Consider the following 16716-nt stretch of genomic DNA (forward strand, 5'->3'; position numbering starts at 1 on the left):
AACGGTGTCGTTGCCATCCCCGATGCGCCCGGCCTTGGCATCGAGATCGATCGTGACGCGCTCGCCAGGTTCAAGATGCCCGAGAGGGCGCAATGATCGAGCGAACCTTCACCGGCCGCCCGCCTGAACCGCGCCTGCCGACGGGCACGGTCGACGCGCAGATGCACATGTATCTGCCGGGTTATCCATCGCTTCCCGGCGGCCCGCCTTTGCCGGTTCAGCCGTTGCCGGATGCTGCCGCCTACCGCCAGGTCATGGACTGGCTCGGCATCGACCGGGTGATCATCACCCAGGGCAACGCCCATCAGAAGGATAACGCCAATCTGCTCGCCTGCCTGGCCGAGATGGGCGATGTCGCGCGCGGCGTCGCCGTCATCGACGAAACCACGTCCGATGCGGACATCGGCGCGCTCAGCGACGCGGGCGTTGTCGGTGCCCGTATCATGGATCTGCCTGGAGGGGCGGTGGGGCTCGATGCGTTGGAAGCGGTCGATGCGCGGGCACATGCGGCAGATTGGATGATAGCCGTGCAGTTCGACGGCAACCGGCTGCTCGACCATCTGCCGCGGCTGGCGCGCATCCGGTCACGCTGGGTGCTCGATCACCACGGCAAGTTCTTTGCCGGCGTCGATCCGGATGGACCGGAGATCGCGGCTCTCTTGAAGCTGATCGATCGCGACAATGTCTGGTTCAAGTTCGCCGGCGTCTACGAGAGTTCGCGCGACGGGTGGCCCTATGGGGATGTCGCAGCCGTCTCCAGGAAGATCGCCGCGCATGCGCCAGAGCGCATCGTATGGGGTTCGAACTGGCCGCACAACATGATCCGCAAGACAGAAGACTATCCCGACGATGCACGGCTGGCAGACCTCGTGCTCGGCTGGCTTCCGGACGAACGGGCCAGACATCTGGCTCTCGTCGAGAACCCGGAACGCCTGTTCAAGCTGCCGGCCTTCGCCGCGGTGTAGTTGCCGCGGGTGCTGGGAGGCGCCCGTGGAACCCACAACATGGAGATTTCGCATGCCGGCCCGGATGGGCAGCAACCCGGTCTTGGGAGAGGCCGAAGCACGACTAGAGGAGGAGGAAAACATGAAGAAAATTGCAAGCATGCTTTGCGTCGCCATGGGGCTGGCGTTTGCCGGCACAGCGGCGCAGGCGCAGGAAATCACCCTGCGTTCGGCAGACATCCATCCGGATGGCTACCCGACGGTCGATGCGGTCAAATACATGGGGCAATTGCTCTCCGAGCGCACCAACGGCCGAATCAAGATCGAGGTCATGAACAACGGCGTTCTCGGCGGCGAGAAGGACACGATCGAACAGACCCGCTTCGGCGTCATCGACATGAACCGCGTCAACGCAGCACCCTTCAACAACCTCGTCAAGGAGACGATGGTCCTCGGCATGCCTTTCCTGTTCCGCTCGACGGAACACATGCACAACACCGTCGACGGCCCGATCGGCGACGAAATCCTCGCAGCCTTCGAGCCACACGGCCTGATTGGCCTTGCTTTCTACGATAGCGGCGCGCGCTCCTTCTACACGACCAAGAAGCCGATCGAGAAACTGGCTGACCTGAAAGGCCTGAAGATCCGCGTGCAGCAATCCGATCTCTGGATCGCGATGATGCAGGCCTTCGGCGCCAACCCGACGCCGATGCCGATGGGCGAGGTCTACTCCTCGCTCGAGACGGGCGTCGTCGATGGTGCCGAGAACAACTGGCCGTCCTACGAATCTGCCCGCCATTTCGAGGTGGCCAAGAACTATTCTCTGACCGAACATTCGCTCAATCCGGAAATCCTCGTCATTTCCAAGACGAGCTGGGACAAGCTCTCGCCTGAGGATCAGACGCTGCTTCGCCAAGCGGCCAAGGACAGCGTCGGCAAGATGCGCGAGCTTTGGAGCGCGCGCGAAAAGGCTTCCGAGGAGAAGGTCCGCGCTGCCGGTGCGAACGTGATCAAGGTCAACAAGGAGGAGTTCGCAGCCGCCATGGGGCCGGTCTACGACCAGTTCGTCAGCGACCCGAAGCTGAAGGACCTTCTCGAAAGGGTAAAGGCGGTCAAGTGACAGCGGTGAGGCCGGCTCCGGGATCGGGGCCGGCCTTTTCAACTGTTTACCGGATCGCCTTTGCGGAGGAGGAAGAAACATGCGTCGTTTCATGCGGACGATACGTCCGCTTCTAGGCGCGCTGAGCCGCGCTTCGCTCTACATCGCCGGCATCGGCATGGTCGCCATGACCCTGATCGTCGGCTGGCAGGTCTTTGCCCGCTACGTGCTCAACGACTCTCCGAGCTGGTCGGAGCCCTTGGCTCTTCATCTCATGGCCTGGTTCATCATGCTCGGCGCCGCCGTCGGCGTACGCGAAAGCGTGCATCTCGGCCTCGATGTCGTCCGACACGTGATGAAGCCGTCGGTGCAGCTTGCCATGGATCTGGCGAGCCTCGGGCTGATCGTCGTGTTCGGCTTAGCGATGGCCTATTACGGCCTGCTCCTTTCGGCCGGCACCTGGACGGCGACCATTCCGGTTCTCGGATGGCCCGGCGGCGTCGACTTTTTCCCGCTGATCGTCGGTGGCGCCATGATCGCCCTTTTTGCCGCGGAGCGATTTATCGACCAGTTTCTCGGCGTCGAACTCGCAGCCGATGTCGTCGTGCAGGAGATGGCCTGAATGGCTTACACTATCCTCTTTGGGGTCTTCACCCTCCTGATGCTCATCGGCACGCCGATCGCCTTCTGCCTCGGCATCGCTTCGTTCGCGACCGTGCTCTATCTCGGCCTGCCGCCGGTGGTGGTGTTCCAGCAGCTGAATTCGGGCATGAACGTCTTTGCCATGATGGCGATCCCGTTCTTCATCTTTGCCGGTGACCTGATGGTGCGCGGCGGCATCGCCAACCGGCTGATCCAGTTTGCCGCCGGCCTCGTCGGCCACCTGCGCGGCGGCCTCGGCCAGGTCAATATCGTCGCCTCGACGCTCTTCGGAGGCATCTCCGGCTCGGCGGTGGCTGACGCCTCTGCGGTCGGCGGTCTGATGATCCCGCAGATGGCCAAGCGCGGCTACGACCGCGACTATGCCGTCAACGTCACCGTCAATGCGGCGATTATCGCGCTGATGGTTCCGCCGTCGCACAACATGATCCTCTATTCGATCGCCGCCGGCGGTAATGTTTCGGTTGCCGATCTCTTTACCGCCGGCATCATCCCGGGGCTCTTGCTCGCGCTTGCGCTGATGGTGACGGCCTATGTCGTTGCCAGGCGCCGGGGCTATCCGTCCGAACCGTTTCCGGGCTTTGCCAAGGTCTTCTACTATCTGCTCGCCTCGTTCCCCGGCATCGTGCTGATCGGCATCATCTTCGGCGGCGTGCGCTCCGGCGTCTTCACCGCCACGGAAAGCTCGTGCATTGCCGTGCTCTATGCCTTCCTCGTCGCCATGCTTGTTTATCGCGAGCTGGATTGGACGGGCTTCGTCGAGGCGGTGATGGGGGCGGTGCGCACGACGGCCATGGTGCTGCTCGTCATCGGCATGGCGGCGTCCTTCGGCTGGCTGATGGCGTTCCTTCAGGTGCAGGCATTGATGATCAGTGCGATCGGCGCGATCTCGGAAAACCCGATCATCGTGCTGCTCGTCATCAACATCATCCTTTTGATCCTCGGCACCTTCATGGACATGGCGCCGATGGTGATCATCTGCACGCCAGTGCTGTTGCCCGTGGTCAAGGCCTTCGGCATCGATCCGGTGCATTTCGGTGTGGTGATGATCCTCAATGCCGGCATCGGCCTCAACACGCCGCCGGTCGGAACCGTACTCTTCGTCGGCTGCGCCGTCGGCGGGATATCCATCCGCGAGGCGATGCGCACGATCTGGCCGTTCTTCGGCGCCAGCATCGCAGTGCTGATGGCGGTCACCTACATACCGGCGCTGTCGCTGTGGCTGCCTTCGGTCTTCAAGTGAACTGATCGTTCGCGATATCTCCGGGCTCGGTATATCCGCCGGGCCCGGCCTTTTTCAGGGCTGGCTACTCGTTCCCGTTGGCGGCGAGACACTGCCGCTCCAGGCGTTTCAGGAAGACGCCGATTTCCTTTGCTGCCTGCAGATCGCCCTTCCGCTCGGCGACCGTACGGCCTTCGCGCCAGACCTGAATTGCCTCCTGGTGGCGGCCCAGCTTGAGGAGGATTGCGCCACGCAGTTTCCATGCTGCCGAATAGTCCGGGTCGAAGGCGATCGCCCGCTCCACATGGGCCAAGGCGGTATCGAAGTCCGCCTCCTGGAGGCAGATGCTGCCGAGCGTGAACCGCAAAAGGGCGTCGTCCTTTCCGTCCTGTAAGAGCTTTTCGAGCACTTGCCGCATGGCTTCCTCCTCCGCGATCGCCGGTTCAGGCCGCAGGCTTGCTTGGGGTAAGGGGCGCATGCCCATTGCTCGCCAGCGTCAGCGATCTCGTCCTGTCGAGAGACTGATACCGGCGGCGGCCCCAGATCAAGGGGTCGGCATGAGCAGACGTCTGGGTTGCGACAATTGTTCCCACGAACAGCATATGGTCGCCCACCTCGATCGAAGCGCTGAGCAGGCAGTCGAGCGTGCCAGCCGCGCCGAGCAGCCTTGGCCGTCCGCTCGGCCACTCAGCCCATATGCCGACGAGATAGCGCTTCGACGCTTCGATCTTGCCGGCAAAGGCATCTGCGATCAGCTCCTGGCCCTCAGCCAGCATGGCGAGCGAAAACCCTCGCTCGGCGGCGATCAGCGCGGCAAGCGGACTGTCCGCCTTGATCGAAATGACGATCGACGGCGGGTTGGCAGAGAGCGAGAAGGTCGCCGTCACCGTCCGGCCGAGACTGTCGGGGCCATTGCCGGCGCTCGCCACGCAGACGGTGGCGGCGAGATGCGACAGGGTGTCGGCGAACTCCGGTTTCGACACGGCCAGGTCGGCATGGGCGTCGATGGCGAGGGAGGGCGGAGGTGTCTGGCGCATGGGGCTCGTTCCGAGATGAAATAGCCCGTGGCGGCGGGGAGACGCCACGGGATTTGCAGAAGCCTGAGCTCAGGCGGGGGCGAGCGGCTGCTGCAACTCTTCGACCGATCGGCTCGCGAACTCTTTCCAGCCCGCACCGCCTTCAGTCGGTCAGGCGGACTTGAGTTCCGCTTCGGCAAACTCATAGTTGGCAAGCTTGTCGAGGAAGTTCGACGCGTAGTCCGGGCGACGATTGCGGTAGTCGATGTAATAGGCGTGCTCCCAGACATCGAGGCCGAGCAGCGCCTTGCCTTCATTGGTGGCAACCGGGTTGGAGCCATTGGCGGTCTTCGTCACCTTCAGCTTGCCGTCCTGGCCGAGCACCAGCCAGGCCCAGCCCGAACCGAACTGGCCGGTGGCGGCTGCCTTGAAGGCATCCTTGAAGGCAGCGACGCTGCCGAAATCTTCGGTGATCTTCTTATCGAGCACGCCGGGGATCTGACCGCCCTTCGGCGAAAGGTTGTTCCAGAACAGGATGTGGTTCCAGTGCTGGCCGGCATTGTTGAAGACCGGGGCGAGTTCCGCCTTGCCGTGGCTGAGGCGAATGATCTCTTCCAGCGACAGGCCTGCAAGCGAGGCGTCCTTCTCGACGAAGCCGTTGAGCGCCGTGACATAGGCCTGGTGATGCTTGCCGTGGTGAAACTCGATCGTCTCGGCGCTCATGCCGTTTTCGGCAAGTGCTGCGGCGGCGTAGGGAAGGGCGGGAAGTTCGAAGGCCATGGTCAAATCCTTTGCGGGCTGGGCACTCTCGGATCACTTGTCTGCGAACGGAGGAGAGTGTATTTAGCAAGACAATTCTTTGTAAATCTGCGCGCGGGAATATGTCAAGCGATCCCTTGTTAAATCCAGAGCAAAGCGCCGGCCGCACCCCGGGCGAGCGCATCATGCTTGCACTCAAGCTACACGGACCGCAGACCGCGACAGCGCTCGGCAAACGTCTGGCGATCACCGGCGAGGCCGTGCGCCAGCAGTTGGTGCGTCTCGCCGAGGAGGGGCTGGCCACGTCGTGGTCCGAGGCAAAAGGCGTCGGTCGTCCGTCGCAGTTCTGGGGGCTGACGGCTGCCGGCCACGCGGAGTTTCCCGATACGCATGCAGAGCTGACCGTCCAGTTGTTGCGCACCATCCGGCAGACGCTTGGCGAGGACGCGATCGACCGGCTGATCGCCGCGCGTGAGGACGAGACGCGCCAGAACTATCGTGCGGCGATGGTGGAGAAAGAGAGCCTGCGCGAACGGGTGGACGTGCTCGTTCGATTGCGGTCACAGGAAGGCTATATGGCCGCCTGCGAGGATCCGGGCGACGGAACGCTGCTGTTCGTCGAGAACCATTGTCCGATCTGTGCCGCCGCGACCAACTGCCAGGGCTTCTGCCGGGCAGAATTGAGCGTGTTCCGCGCGGTGCTCGGCCCCGGTGTCGAGGTCGAGCGCGCCGAGCACATTCTGGCCGGCGCGCGACGTTGTGCCTATGTGGTCAAGTCGGCCGACCGGGCCGCCTGATCGTGCCAAAGGAACGCTCTGGCACGCGCCCGGTCGTCGGGCGCCACCAGCTCCGATCCTGTCAGCGCGCGCCCATGCGCAGGGCGCCGTCGAGGCGGATGACTTCGCCGTTCAGCATGCGGTTTTCGCAGATGTGCTGCACGAGTGCCGCGAATTCGTCCGGTTTGCCAAGGCGCTGCGGGAAGGGCACGCTCTTGCCGAGCGAATCCTGCACTTCCTGCGGCATGCCGGCCATCATAGGTGTTTCGAAGATGCCCGGCGCAATGGCGACGACGCGAATGCCGTGGCGCGCGAGTTCGCGCGCAATCGGCAGGGTCATCGAGACGACGCCGCCCTTGGAAGCGGCATAGGCCGCCTGGCCGATCTGGCCATCGAAGGCGGCGACCGATGCGGTATTGACGATCACCCCGCGCTCACCATCCTCGCCGGGCTCTTCCCGCTGGATCGCCTCTGAGGCGAGCCGCAGCATGTTGAAGGTGCCGATGAGGTTGATCGCGACCGCGCGCGAAAAGCTTTCAAGCCGGTGCGGACCGTCGCGCCCGAGCACCTTTTCCCCCGGCGCGATGCCGGCGCAGTTCACCAGGCCGTGCAGATGTCCGAAGCGATCGAGAGCCGCTGCTACTGCGGCGGCGCCATCGGCCTCACTGGTGACATCCGTCTTCTGGAAGAGCGCGTTGCCGCCAAGCTCCTCGGCCATCTGCTGGCCGGCTGCGGCGTTGACGTCGGCGAGAACCACGCGGGCACCCTCGCCATGCAGCTGCCGCGCGACGGCCGCACCCAGACCCGAACCGCCACCGGTAACGATAAAGACTTTTCCATCGATCAGCATATGAGGCTCCTCCCGTACCGGATCGTGTCGTTGAACTATCGACATAGCCTTGCTGGCTGTGGAAGCCAAGTTCCGCTGACGACGGCGGCCTTACGCGTCGGAGCCTATTGGGCGCCGATCGGGGAGATTTCGATGATCTTGATGCCGATGGCGTTGGTGGCTTCGTCGAACACGATTTCGCCGCGGCCGATCACCATGCCGTTGACCTTGAGTTCCACCGGTTCGCCGAAGTTGCGATCGAGATGGATCGTGTCGTCCTGATGGAGTTTCGAGATCTGCGACACCGTCAGCTTGGCGCGCCCGATCACCGCTTCGATCGCGAGAGGAATTCCCTGGACTGCGCGCTCGCTCATGACAGAACGGCCTTCGAACGCAGGGCTTTCGTCGAGCTCGACCAGCTCATCCTGTAGCTTCTTGTTAATCATTCTGCACCATCCAAAGCACTGATTCACGACTCTTTAACAAAGAGTTGCGCCAGTTCGCCCTGGGTAGCAACCGTGGCTAAATGGGGGTTCCCCGTGCCTTGCAAGCGAGCGTTAACAAAGCGTTAACATCCACAATTCGGAGGCGGTGAAAGCTGTCAAAGCGTCACCGCAGCCCAGTTTCCGTCCCGTTTTTGGAATCCGATCATGCGGCGGCCATTCGGCAATTTGTCGCCGAGTCGCACGACATAGACGTAACCCTCGTAGACCATCAGCCCGCGATCGCCGTCACTGAACAGGATCTGGAAATTCGGCGACTGCATCATCGCGGCGTCGACTTCAGCGCCGGTCACAGCCGGGGCAATCGCTGCGATCTCCGACGAAGGCTCTTTCGCTCCACTCAAATAGTAGAGCGATGCCGCAGCGGCTGTAACGAAAAGCAGCAGGGCGCCCGCCAAAGGCAACGGGCGGCTCTTGAAACGTGTCGGGTTCGGTTGAGAGGCGGCAACACTCAAGGTCAACTTCCTGATTCGCTGTATTTTCCGAACGGATCCGGCCATAGGTGGAAAGCGACTGATTTCTCCTGCCGATGCAAGGGCCGGAGATCTTGCCAAATCTACCTAGTGGAACCGTTCCGTACTTCAAGCTGAGAAGTCACTTGCTTCTCCGACTCGACAGCATGCCCACTCGCCGATTTCAGGGACATATGCCCATCGGCGTTTCCACATCTTTTGCGTGCCGTGCGACAATAGCATGTCGCCGGATGATTTTTCAGCTCCCGACGCCCGCAACTGACAGGCGCCGGGGGCGAGGCCGATCCCTCAGCCCTTTCTGATGTCGATCAGTTTCAGCCAGGGCTGAAGGTGAAAGGCGCCCATCAGCAGATACATGGCGGTCATCCCGCCGATCACAGTTTGTCCGGCGCCGCTACACAGCATCGGATCGGCCCCGGCGGTTCCCATGTTGGAAAGAACCGCCATCAGGGCGAAGGTGGGGGCGGCGGCAAGCGCCAACCCCGCAGCTACCAAACGGGCGAGGGAGGGCGCCCGCCCGTCGCGCTCACCGGAGCGGGCGCCGATGCTCATGGCTTCGCGCTCGTGTCGGAGGCGCGCATCGCGGCCTCGCCGGCATCCGATACTTCGACCCATCTTTTGTCGGGGGCAGCGCCTTCGACGTAGCTGTCGTTCCAGTTCCACCACTTGTAGGTCGGGGTCTGCGGATATCCGGCCGGCGAATCCTCCCACACTTCCTGTCGGCCGAGCGGGGTGATGTCGAGATAGTTCCAGGTGCTACCCATCTGTTCGTCGCCGCGGCTGTTGACGAGGTAGGTGCGAAACAGCTCTTCGCCGTCGCGGAAGAAGACATTGTGGCCGTGCCACTCGCCCACGTCGAAATCAGCATCGAAGCTGTCGGTGATGGTGTACCAGGGCATGGTCCAGCCCATCCGTGCCTTCAGCCTGGCAATATCCGCCTGCGGGGCGCGCGAGGCAAAGACCAGGGTCGTGTCACGGGCGTTAAGGTGCGACAGATGCGCAACCTGATCGGCGACCATCGAGCAGCCCCGGCAGCCGTGATCGGGCCAGCCATGCACGCCCGGTTCGTAGAAGGCGCGGTAGACGATCAACTGGCGCCGGCCGGCAAAGAGGTCAAGCAGGCTCGCCTTGCCGTCGGAGCCCTCGAACACGTAGTTCTTGGTCACGGCCGTCCAGGGCATCCGCCGACGCTCGGCGGCCAACGCATCGCGGGCGCGGGTGTGCGCCTTTTCCTTTACCAGCATTTCCTGCCGGGCCGCTTCCCATGCCTGTGCCGAAACCACCGGCGGCTTCTGCATCGTCGACTGGGCGTCCGCGCGTCCGTTCTCGCGTTTCTCGATCGTCTGGGTCATGGTGCTGTGTCTCCTCGTTTCAGCAAAACTTCTCAACGCAAGGCCGATGCCTTGCAGTCCTGAGCAGCTTGACACCGCAAGAGGATCGGCGGGAGTAACAAGTGTGGCGGTGTTTTCGAGCCGGAGCCGCTGCCACTGCGCAGCGGCGCGGGAGTTTGCCGATCAAGCTCCTTTGTAGTTGTCGCTGTTGTAATTCCTCGAAGTTGAGCGAGTATGCTTGTCGCAACCACGCGCGGGAGGACGGCATGCATTTCGTTTCGGATGCGGTTGGCGGGTACAAGGTCTTCGCCGTGTCGGGGGTCAATACGGTTTCGTTCGCGATAGACTATCGCAACGCCGACACCGCGGGGCTTCTCGGTTTTGCGGTCGAGCGGCATGATCCAACGGAAGGCGAGCGGTACTACATGTATGGCTTCAAGGTCTTCGAAACGGTGATCTCCCATCCCAATGAGGATACCGTCGTTCTGACCTACGACCATCCCGTTCAGAGTTTCGTCTGGGATGACTTCACGGCCAAACCCGGTCGGCGTTACGACTATTACTTCCATCCGCTGACGGGTATGGCGAAGAACATCGACCGGTCAGCACCTGCCATCAGAATCGGTATCAAAACCGAACCGCTCTTCAGTGAGGAGACGCACGACGTTTTCTTCAACCGCGGTGTCGCGAGCAGCCAGGCCTACCGACGCCGTTTCGGAAACAAGCCGCCGGACAAGCTGGAAACGCCGGAAAAGACGCTCGAGGCGCTGCAGTGGCTGAGCCGGGACCTTGACGAAGCACTGCTGCGTTTCATCGACGAGGCGGAAGCGGGGGACACGCTGCTCGGCTGCTTCTATGAATTCAGATATCGCCCCGTCGTGGAAAGGCTGAAGGCCGCGTTCGAGCGCGGCGTCGCCGTGAGGCTCGTGCTCGACGCGAAGGAAAATGCCTATACCGACAAGAAGGGCAAGTTCCACGAGAGCTTTCCGCGCGAGGAGAACAAGGAAATCGTCCGCACCGTAGGGCTTCCGAAGGCGGCGATCGCGCGGTGGCGGGAGAACAATCCCGCCGACATACAGCACAACAAGTTCATGGTGCTGCTCCCCAAGGATCCGGGCCGAAAGCCGCAGGTTTGGACAGGCTCGACGAACCTGTCGATGGGCGGCGTGCATGGCCAGACCAATGTCGGGCATTGGGTCCGCGACGCCGATCTCGCCAAGGCATTTGAAACATACTGGACACTGCTTGCCGGCGACCCTGGTGCGGCAAAGACCGACAATCCTGCCGCGAGCAGGTCAAAGCGAAAAGCCTTTCGCAAGGCGGTCTCTGACCTTGCCGAGGTGCCGCATGCGCCCGCGGATGTTTCAAGCGGCGTGACCTCGATCTTCAGTCCGCGTGCCGGAAGCGCCGTTCTGGATATGTATGTGAGGGCGCTGGACGAGGCGCGGTCCTATGGCGGCGTGACGCTCGCCTTCGGGATCAACGATCGCTTCAAGCAGGCGTTTCTCGACAATAGTGCCCAGTCCGGCGTGCATCCGGTGCTCTTCCTCCTCCTGGAAAAGCGCGACCAGCCTAAGGCCAAGGCGAAGAAGCCGTTCATTCCGCTGACGGCGCGACAGAACGTCTATCAGGCCTGGGGATCCTATCTGCGCGATCCGGTCTATCAGTGGGCGCGGGAAACCAATGCGCGGGCGCTCGGGCTCAACAATCACGTCGCCTATGTGCATTCCAAGTTTCTGCTCGCCGATCCCCTTGGCGCGGATCCAATGGTCGTCACCGGTTCGGCGAACTTCTCGGACGCGTCGACCAACGACAACGACGAGAACATGCTGCTCATCCGTGGCGATCGGCGCGCGGCCGACATCTACTTCACGGAGTTCAATCGGCTGTTCAACCACTATTATTTCCGCTCTGTCCGGGAGGCGACAGCAAAGAAGAAGTCCGACCGGGACAAGGCGGCGCGCGTGGGGACATCCGAGGGAGCCGCGGCCAGTCTGTTCCTCGATGAAACTGGCGAGTGGCTGAAGAAGTACAAGCCCGGCAAGCTGCGAGCCAAACGCGTTCAGGTCTTCATCGACATGGCGCAGCCGGAAAATCTGCCGCCGATCTAGGTCTGCGGCGGCGATACGCCCCGAACCTGCGATTGCGCCGCCACCGTGTCGTTTGCTGCTCCCCTGTTGATCGCAGTGGGCTGGCGCGGGCACCGGAAGGTGCGTGTCATGGGCTGGGGATTTCGGTGCACTTGGCTGGCCGAGGCGCGCTGCCTGTGTCAAAACATAACCCCTAAATTATGATTGGCACCCCATATTTCATTTTTACATCACCGTTTGGCATGGCAAGCTGACAACCATCAAATCGACAGTCGTTTGCGACGAGGATGCGGGCTCGGGAGTGGCCGGCATCTCAGGGAGGAAATATGAAGCGGATGATTCTGGCTGCGGTTGCGGCTTTGGCAATGAGCAGTGCTGCCTATGCCGACACGATCAAGATCGGTGTCGTCGGACCGTTCTCCGGCCCCTTCGCGCTGCAGGGCAAGAACTTCAAGGCTGGCATCGACGCCTATATGGCGCTGAACGGCAGCAAGGTCGGCGACGACGATATCGAGATCATCTACCGCGACGTGCCGCAGGCCGATCCCGCCCAGTCAAAGGCGCTGGCCCAGGAACTGGTGGTCAAGGAAGGCGTGCAGTACCTCGCCGGCTTCTACTTCACCCCGGATGCCATGGCGGTCACGCCGCTGCTCACCCAGGCGAATGTGCCGCTCGTCATCATGAACGCGGCGACCTCGGCGATCGTCACCAAAAGCCCGCTCGTCGTGCGCACCTCGTTCACCACCTGGCAGACCTCGACGCCGATCGCCAAGGTTGCCAAGGACGCGGGTGTTTCCAAGGTGATCTCCGTCGTCAGCGACTACGGCCCGGGCGTGGACGCCGAGAACGCCTTCAAGATGGGCTTCGAAGCGGCCGGCGGCCAGGTGGTCGAAGCGATCCGCATGCCGCTTGCGACCAACGACTTTTCCCCAATCATGCAGCGCATCAAGGATTCGGGCGCGGAAGGCGTCTTCGCCTTCCTGCCGTCCGGCCCGACGACGCTCGGCTTCGTCAAGGCCTTCAAGGAAAACGGCCTGAAGGACGGCGGCATCAAGTTCTTTGCGCCCGGCGACCTCACGCAGGAATCCGATTTGCCTGCTCTCGGTGAGGCGGCGCTCGGCATTCAGACGACCTTCCACTACGCCGTCTCGCACGACTCGCCGGAGAACAAGGCCTTTGTCGAAGCGGCGAGCAAGGCGATCGGCAACCCGGCGGAACTCTCGTTCCCCTCGGTCGGAGCCTATGACGGCATGCATGTGATTTACAAGATGATCGAGGCGACCGGCGGCGAGCAGGATGCGGCCAAGGCCGTGGAAGCCGTGAAAGGCCTCTCTTGGGTCAGCCCGCGTGGTCCGGTGATGATCGATCCGGAATCGCGTCACATCACCCAGAACATCTATCTGCGCGAGGTCGCCAAGGCCGATGACGGCACCTATTACAACAAGGAAATCCAGACCTTCGAGAAGCAGGGCGACCCCGGTCTCGCTGCGCTGAAGTAGCCGACTTGGGCGGGTGCTGAGCGCCCACCGACACTGATGATGCGTTGACCGGTTGCTTTTGAGCGACCGGCGCGCCTGCGGCGCCGCGAATGCTGGCGCCTGACTGCCGCTCCGCGCATAGTGCGCACCGAATCCGGCGCAGCCAAATTTGGAAGAAAGGGCAACGGATAGCCCCATGCAAACCGTCCTCAGCATTGCGATCGACGCCCTTGCCTATGGCATGGTGCTCTTCGTCATCTCCATCGGCCTTTCGGTCACCATGGGCCTGATGCGCGTGGTCAACCTGGCGCATGGCGCCTTTGCCATGATCGGCGGTTACATCGCCTCCTATGCAGCGCGCGATTTGGGTCTTGCCTACGGCTTTGCCGTGCTGCTCGCGATCTTCGGCACCATCATCATCGCCGTGCCGATCGAGCGGCTGCTCTATAGGCGGATCTACGGCGCACCGGAACTGACCCAGGTGCTGATGACCATTGGTATCACGTTCTGCATCATCGGCATCGCCAACTATGTCTTCGGCCCGACGCTGAAGACGGTGCCGCTGCCTGGCGAATTGCAGGGATCCGTCGATCTCGGCTTCCGGGCAATCGCCACCCATCGCATCTTTGCGATCGTCTGCGGCCTCGTGGTTGCAGCCGGTCTCTGGTACGCGATCGAAAAGACCGCCTTCGGCGTCAAGCTGCGGGCCTCGGTTGACAACGCGGCAATGGCGGCCGCCCTCGGTGTGCGCACGGAAATCGTCTATGCGGTGAGCTTTGCGGTTGCCGTCGGACTTGCCGCCTTCGGCGGCGTGGTGGGGGCGGAACTTCTTCCGGTCGAACCCTATTACGCGTTGCGTTACATGGTGACGTTCCTGGTCGTCGTCTCCGTCGGCGGCGCCGGGTCTATCCCGGGCGCGCTCGTTGCCTGCCTGCTGCTCGGCGCGATCGATACGACCGGCCGTTATCTCATGCCGGAATTCGGTGAATTCTTCTTCTATCTGGCCGTGATCGCGATCATCTGCGTGTTCCCGCGCGGGCTCGCCGGGAGGGCCAAGGGATGACCATGACGACGACGAACGACTTGATCGCGACCGCTCCGGTGCGCCGACGGTTTGGCGGTGGGGACCTCATAGGTCTGGCCGTTATCCTGCTGGTCGCGGTGGTCGGCTACTTCCTCTTTCCCAACAATCTGGCTCTTCTGACCCGGATCATCGCAGCCGCTCTGTTGGTGCTGTCGCTCGATCTCGTCACCGGCTATTGCGGTGTCGCGACGCTCGGGCATGCGGCCCTCTTCGGCGCCGGCGCCTATGCCGCGGGCATCGCCTCGGCGCATTACGGCATCAACGATCCGCTGGCGATGCTGGCCTTCGGCATAGTTGCCGGGGCGGTGGCGGGACTTATCTGCGGGGTCGTCATTCTGCGTGCGCACGGGCTGCCGCAACTGGTGCTGTCGATCGCGCTCATCCATCTCTTCCATGAGTTTGCCAACAAGGCCTCCTCCTGGACCGGTGGCAGCGATGGGCTCTCCGGCATTGCGCCGACGGCACTTCTCGGACTCTACGAGTTCGATCTCTGGGGCCGCACGGCCTATGTCTTCGGCGTGGCGCTGCTTGCCATCGTCTTCGTCGTGCTGCGACTGATCGTGCGCTCGCCCTTCGGCATGTTGTGCCGCGGCATCAAGGAAGACCCTGTCCGCATCCGCTCGATGGGGGCTTCGCCGAAGTTCGCGCTCACGAAAATGTATGTCATCTCCGGTGCCGTTGCCGGCGTCGGCGGCGCGCTGAATGCGATCTCCACCCAGGTCGTCGGGCTCGACAGCCTCTCCTTTACGATGTCGGCGGAAAGCCTTGTCATGCTGGTGCTCGGGGGTACGGGCTCGTTGTTCGGTGCGCTGACTGGCACTGTCGTCTTCATGTTTTTCGAGGACGTGGTCTCGGCGGCCAATCCCTTCCACTGGCTGACGATGGTGGGCGCGCTGTTGATCGCCGTCGTGCTCTTCGCGCCGAAGGGCATCTATGGCACCGCGGCTGCGTTCTTTGCCCGCCGCAAGGAGGCACAGTGATGCAGCCGATCTTCGAAGTCCGCAACTTGAAGCGCGCCTTCGGCGGGCTCGCGGTCACCAATGACGTCAGCCTCAGCATGGCGCCGGGCGACCGGGTCGCGCTGATTGGGCCGAACGGCGCCGGCAAGACGACGTTCGTCAATCTCGTGACCGGCAATCTCAAGCCGGATTCCGGCGAGGTGCGTATCGGTGGCGAGGTGGTGACCGGTATCGACGCCATCGGTCGGGTGCGAAGGGGGCTCGTTCGCTCGTTTCAGGTGACGCGGCTCTTTGCCGATATGACACCTTCCGAACATGTTGCGCTCGCTGTCCTGCAACGCACTGGCCGCGCCGGTCGTCTGTTCGGCAATTTTCTGGGCATGCCGGACGTCATGGCCGAGGTGGCAGACCTTCTCGGCAAGCTCGGGCTTCGGGAACTGATGCACCGCAAGGTGAGCGAGATCGCCTACGGTCAGCAACGCTTGCTGGAAATCGCCGTTGCGCTGGCGCTGAAGCCGCGGGTGCTGCTGCTCGACGAGCCCGCCGCCGGCGTGCCGCAGAGCGACACCGGCCGGATCGAGCAGGCACTGGCCGACCTGCCAGCCGATCTCGCCGTCTTGATGATTGAGCACGACATGGATCTCGTCTTCCGCTTTGCCAAGCGCGTCGTCGTGCTGGCCGCCGGCGCGATCATCTTCGACGGTTTGCCGTCTGACGTGACGAAGGATCCGCGCGTGCGGGAAGCCTATCTGGGGAGCTATGCCAATGCCAGCCACGCCGCTTGAGGTGGAAAACCTGTCCGCCGGCTATGGGCCGACGCGGGTGCTCGAAGGCGTGTCCTTTGCCGTTCCGGCAGGTGCCCGGCTTGCCGTGCTCGGTCGCAACGGCATGGGCAAGACGACGCTGCTTGCAACGCTTGCCGGCCAGACGCGACGTTACGACGGTCGCATCCGCATGGGCGGGACGGACGTGACCGTGTTGCCGAGCGCTGCCCGCGCCATGCAGGGGCTCGGCTTCGTGCCGCAGGCGCGCTGCGTCTTCCCGACGCTGACCGTGGAGGAAAACCTGTTCGTCGGCCTCAAGAATCGCCCGAAAAGCGCGATCCAGGAAGCCTACGACATGTTCCCGCGTCTCTTCGAGCGTCGGCGCAATCTCGGCAGCCAGCTCTCAGGCGGCGAACAGCAGATGCTGTCGACGGCACGCTCCATCCTCGGCCGTCCGTCGATTCTGTTGCTCGACGAACCGCTGGAGGGCCTGGCGCCCGTTATCTGCGAAGAGCTGATGAAGGCGTTTGCCGAACTGGCAAAGACCGGCGACATGACGATTGTCTTGGTCGAACAGCGCATTCAGAGCGCGCTCGACTTTGCCGACCGGGTGATCGTGCTCGAACGCGGCCGGATCGCCTGGACCGGAACGCCGGAAGCGCTGGCGGGAGATCACGATACCGTCGAGCGGCTGCTCGGCGTCGGCGGGCTCCACTGACCACGCGGTCG

Annotated in this window: 19 protein-coding genes; 11 read left to right on the forward strand and 8 right to left on the reverse strand. The window is 62.9% G+C overall.

Going from position 1 to position 16716, the window contains the following annotated elements; all coding sequences use genetic code 11:
* Positions 1–92 precede the first annotated feature (92 nt).
* The 4 genes from ASE71_RS05175 (at position 93) to ASE71_RS05190 (ending at position 3946) form a co-directional block, all read left to right on the forward strand.
* Positions 93–965 (forward strand): amidohydrolase family protein, encoded by an 873-nt coding sequence (locus ASE71_RS05175; RefSeq protein ID WP_226020770.1) that lies wholly within the window; start codon positions 93–95, stop codon positions 963–965.
* Positions 966–1086: 121 nt separating this feature from the next.
* Complete coding sequence (locus ASE71_RS05180) at positions 1087–2064, forward strand: TRAP transporter substrate-binding protein (RefSeq protein ID WP_060520509.1); 978 nt, start codon at positions 1087–1089, stop codon at positions 2062–2064.
* 79 nt (positions 2065–2143) lie between these two features.
* Complete coding sequence (locus tag ASE71_RS05185; protein WP_060520510.1) at positions 2144–2665, forward strand: TRAP transporter small permease; 522 nt, start codon at positions 2144–2146, stop codon at positions 2663–2665.
* Complete coding sequence (locus ASE71_RS05190) at positions 2666–3946, forward strand: TRAP transporter large permease (protein WP_034800061.1); 1281 nt, start codon at positions 2666–2668, stop codon at positions 3944–3946.
* A 64-nt stretch (positions 3947–4010) separates the two neighbouring features.
* Here the strand turns inward: ASE71_RS05190 and ASE71_RS05195 are convergent, their stop codons facing one another.
* From ASE71_RS05195 to ASE71_RS05205, 3 genes are all read right to left on the reverse strand, one after another.
* Positions 4011–4343 (reverse strand): tetratricopeptide repeat protein, encoded by a 333-nt coding sequence (locus ASE71_RS05195; RefSeq protein ID WP_034800062.1) that lies wholly within the window; start codon positions 4341–4343, stop codon positions 4011–4013.
* A gap of 25 nt (positions 4344–4368) precedes the next feature.
* On the reverse strand, positions 4369–4962 hold the full coding sequence (locus ASE71_RS05200) for a flavin reductase family protein (protein ID WP_063891223.1): 594 nt from the start codon (positions 4960–4962) through the stop codon (positions 4369–4371).
* Between the two features lie 150 nt (positions 4963–5112).
* The gene (locus tag ASE71_RS05205) at positions 5113–5721 is read right to left on the reverse strand and encodes a superoxide dismutase (protein WP_060520511.1); all 609 of its coding nucleotides are present in this window, start codon (positions 5719–5721) and stop codon (positions 5113–5115) included.
* A gap of 164 nt (positions 5722–5885) precedes the next feature.
* Here ASE71_RS05205 and ASE71_RS05210 point away from each other — a divergent pair, with 164 nt between their 5' ends.
* Positions 5886–6497 (forward strand): helix-turn-helix transcriptional regulator, encoded by a 612-nt coding sequence (locus ASE71_RS05210; protein WP_034800063.1) that lies wholly within the window; start codon positions 5886–5888, stop codon positions 6495–6497.
* 61 nt (positions 6498–6558) lie between these two features.
* On the opposite strand, the gene ASE71_RS05215 is transcribed toward ASE71_RS05210, so the two are convergent.
* The 5 genes from ASE71_RS05215 to ASE71_RS05235 form a co-directional block, all read right to left on the reverse strand.
* Positions 6559–7326, reverse strand: a complete 768-nt coding sequence (locus ASE71_RS05215; RefSeq protein WP_034800064.1) for a 3-hydroxyacyl-CoA dehydrogenase — start codon at positions 7324–7326, stop codon at positions 6559–6561.
* Between the two features lie 104 nt (positions 7327–7430).
* Positions 7431–7751 carry a FliM/FliN family flagellar motor switch protein gene (locus ASE71_RS05220; protein WP_051659531.1) on the reverse strand — a complete coding sequence of 107 codons (321 nt, stop codon included), beginning with the start codon at positions 7749–7751 and terminating at the stop codon, positions 7431–7433.
* 155 nt (positions 7752–7906) lie between these two features.
* Positions 7907–8263, reverse strand: coding sequence for a hypothetical protein (locus tag ASE71_RS05225; protein ID WP_143034323.1), 357 nt, complete (start codon positions 8261–8263; stop codon positions 7907–7909).
* A gap of 306 nt (positions 8264–8569) precedes the next feature.
* Complete coding sequence (locus ASE71_RS05230) at positions 8570–8833, reverse strand: hypothetical protein (protein WP_034800066.1); 264 nt, start codon at positions 8831–8833, stop codon at positions 8570–8572.
* Positions 8830–9633 carry a DUF899 domain-containing protein gene (locus ASE71_RS05235; RefSeq protein WP_034800067.1) on the reverse strand — a complete coding sequence of 268 codons (804 nt, stop codon included), beginning with the start codon at positions 9631–9633 and terminating at the stop codon, positions 8830–8832. Before ASE71_RS05235 ends, ASE71_RS05230 begins: the two co-directional genes overlap by 4 nt.
* Before the next feature lie 245 nt (positions 9634–9878).
* Between ASE71_RS05235 and ASE71_RS05240 the strand changes: the two genes are divergently transcribed.
* From ASE71_RS05240 to ASE71_RS05265, 6 genes are all read left to right on the forward strand, one after another.
* The gene (locus ASE71_RS05240) at positions 9879–11723 is read left to right on the forward strand and encodes a phospholipase D-like domain-containing protein (RefSeq protein ID WP_060520512.1); all 1845 of its coding nucleotides are present in this window, start codon (positions 9879–9881) and stop codon (positions 11721–11723) included.
* 305 nt (positions 11724–12028) lie between these two features.
* The gene (locus tag ASE71_RS05245) at positions 12029–13201 is read left to right on the forward strand and encodes an ABC transporter substrate-binding protein (RefSeq protein ID WP_060520513.1); all 1173 of its coding nucleotides are present in this window, start codon (positions 12029–12031) and stop codon (positions 13199–13201) included.
* Positions 13202–13376: 175 nt separating this feature from the next.
* Positions 13377–14243: a branched-chain amino acid ABC transporter permease gene (locus ASE71_RS05250; protein ID WP_060520514.1), complete on the forward strand. Its 867-nt coding sequence runs from the start codon at positions 13377–13379 to the stop codon at positions 14241–14243.
* Complete coding sequence (locus ASE71_RS05255) at positions 14240–15244, forward strand: branched-chain amino acid ABC transporter permease (protein ID WP_089046005.1); 1005 nt, start codon at positions 14240–14242, stop codon at positions 15242–15244. Before ASE71_RS05250 ends, ASE71_RS05255 begins: the two co-directional genes overlap by 4 nt.
* Positions 15244–16008: an ABC transporter ATP-binding protein gene (locus ASE71_RS05260; protein WP_060520515.1), complete on the forward strand. Its 765-nt coding sequence runs from the start codon at positions 15244–15246 to the stop codon at positions 16006–16008. The genes ASE71_RS05255 and ASE71_RS05260 overlap by 1 nt, the downstream gene beginning before the upstream one ends.
* Positions 15989–16705, forward strand: a complete 717-nt coding sequence (locus tag ASE71_RS05265) for an ABC transporter ATP-binding protein (RefSeq protein ID WP_060520536.1) — start codon at positions 15989–15991, stop codon at positions 16703–16705. The genes ASE71_RS05260 and ASE71_RS05265 overlap by 20 nt, the downstream gene beginning before the upstream one ends.
* Positions 16706–16716 lie beyond the last annotated feature (11 nt).

This window comes from Ensifer sp. Root954 (assembly GCF_001429005.1).
GTDB lineage: Bacteria > Pseudomonadota > Alphaproteobacteria > Rhizobiales > Rhizobiaceae > Ensifer > Ensifer adhaerens.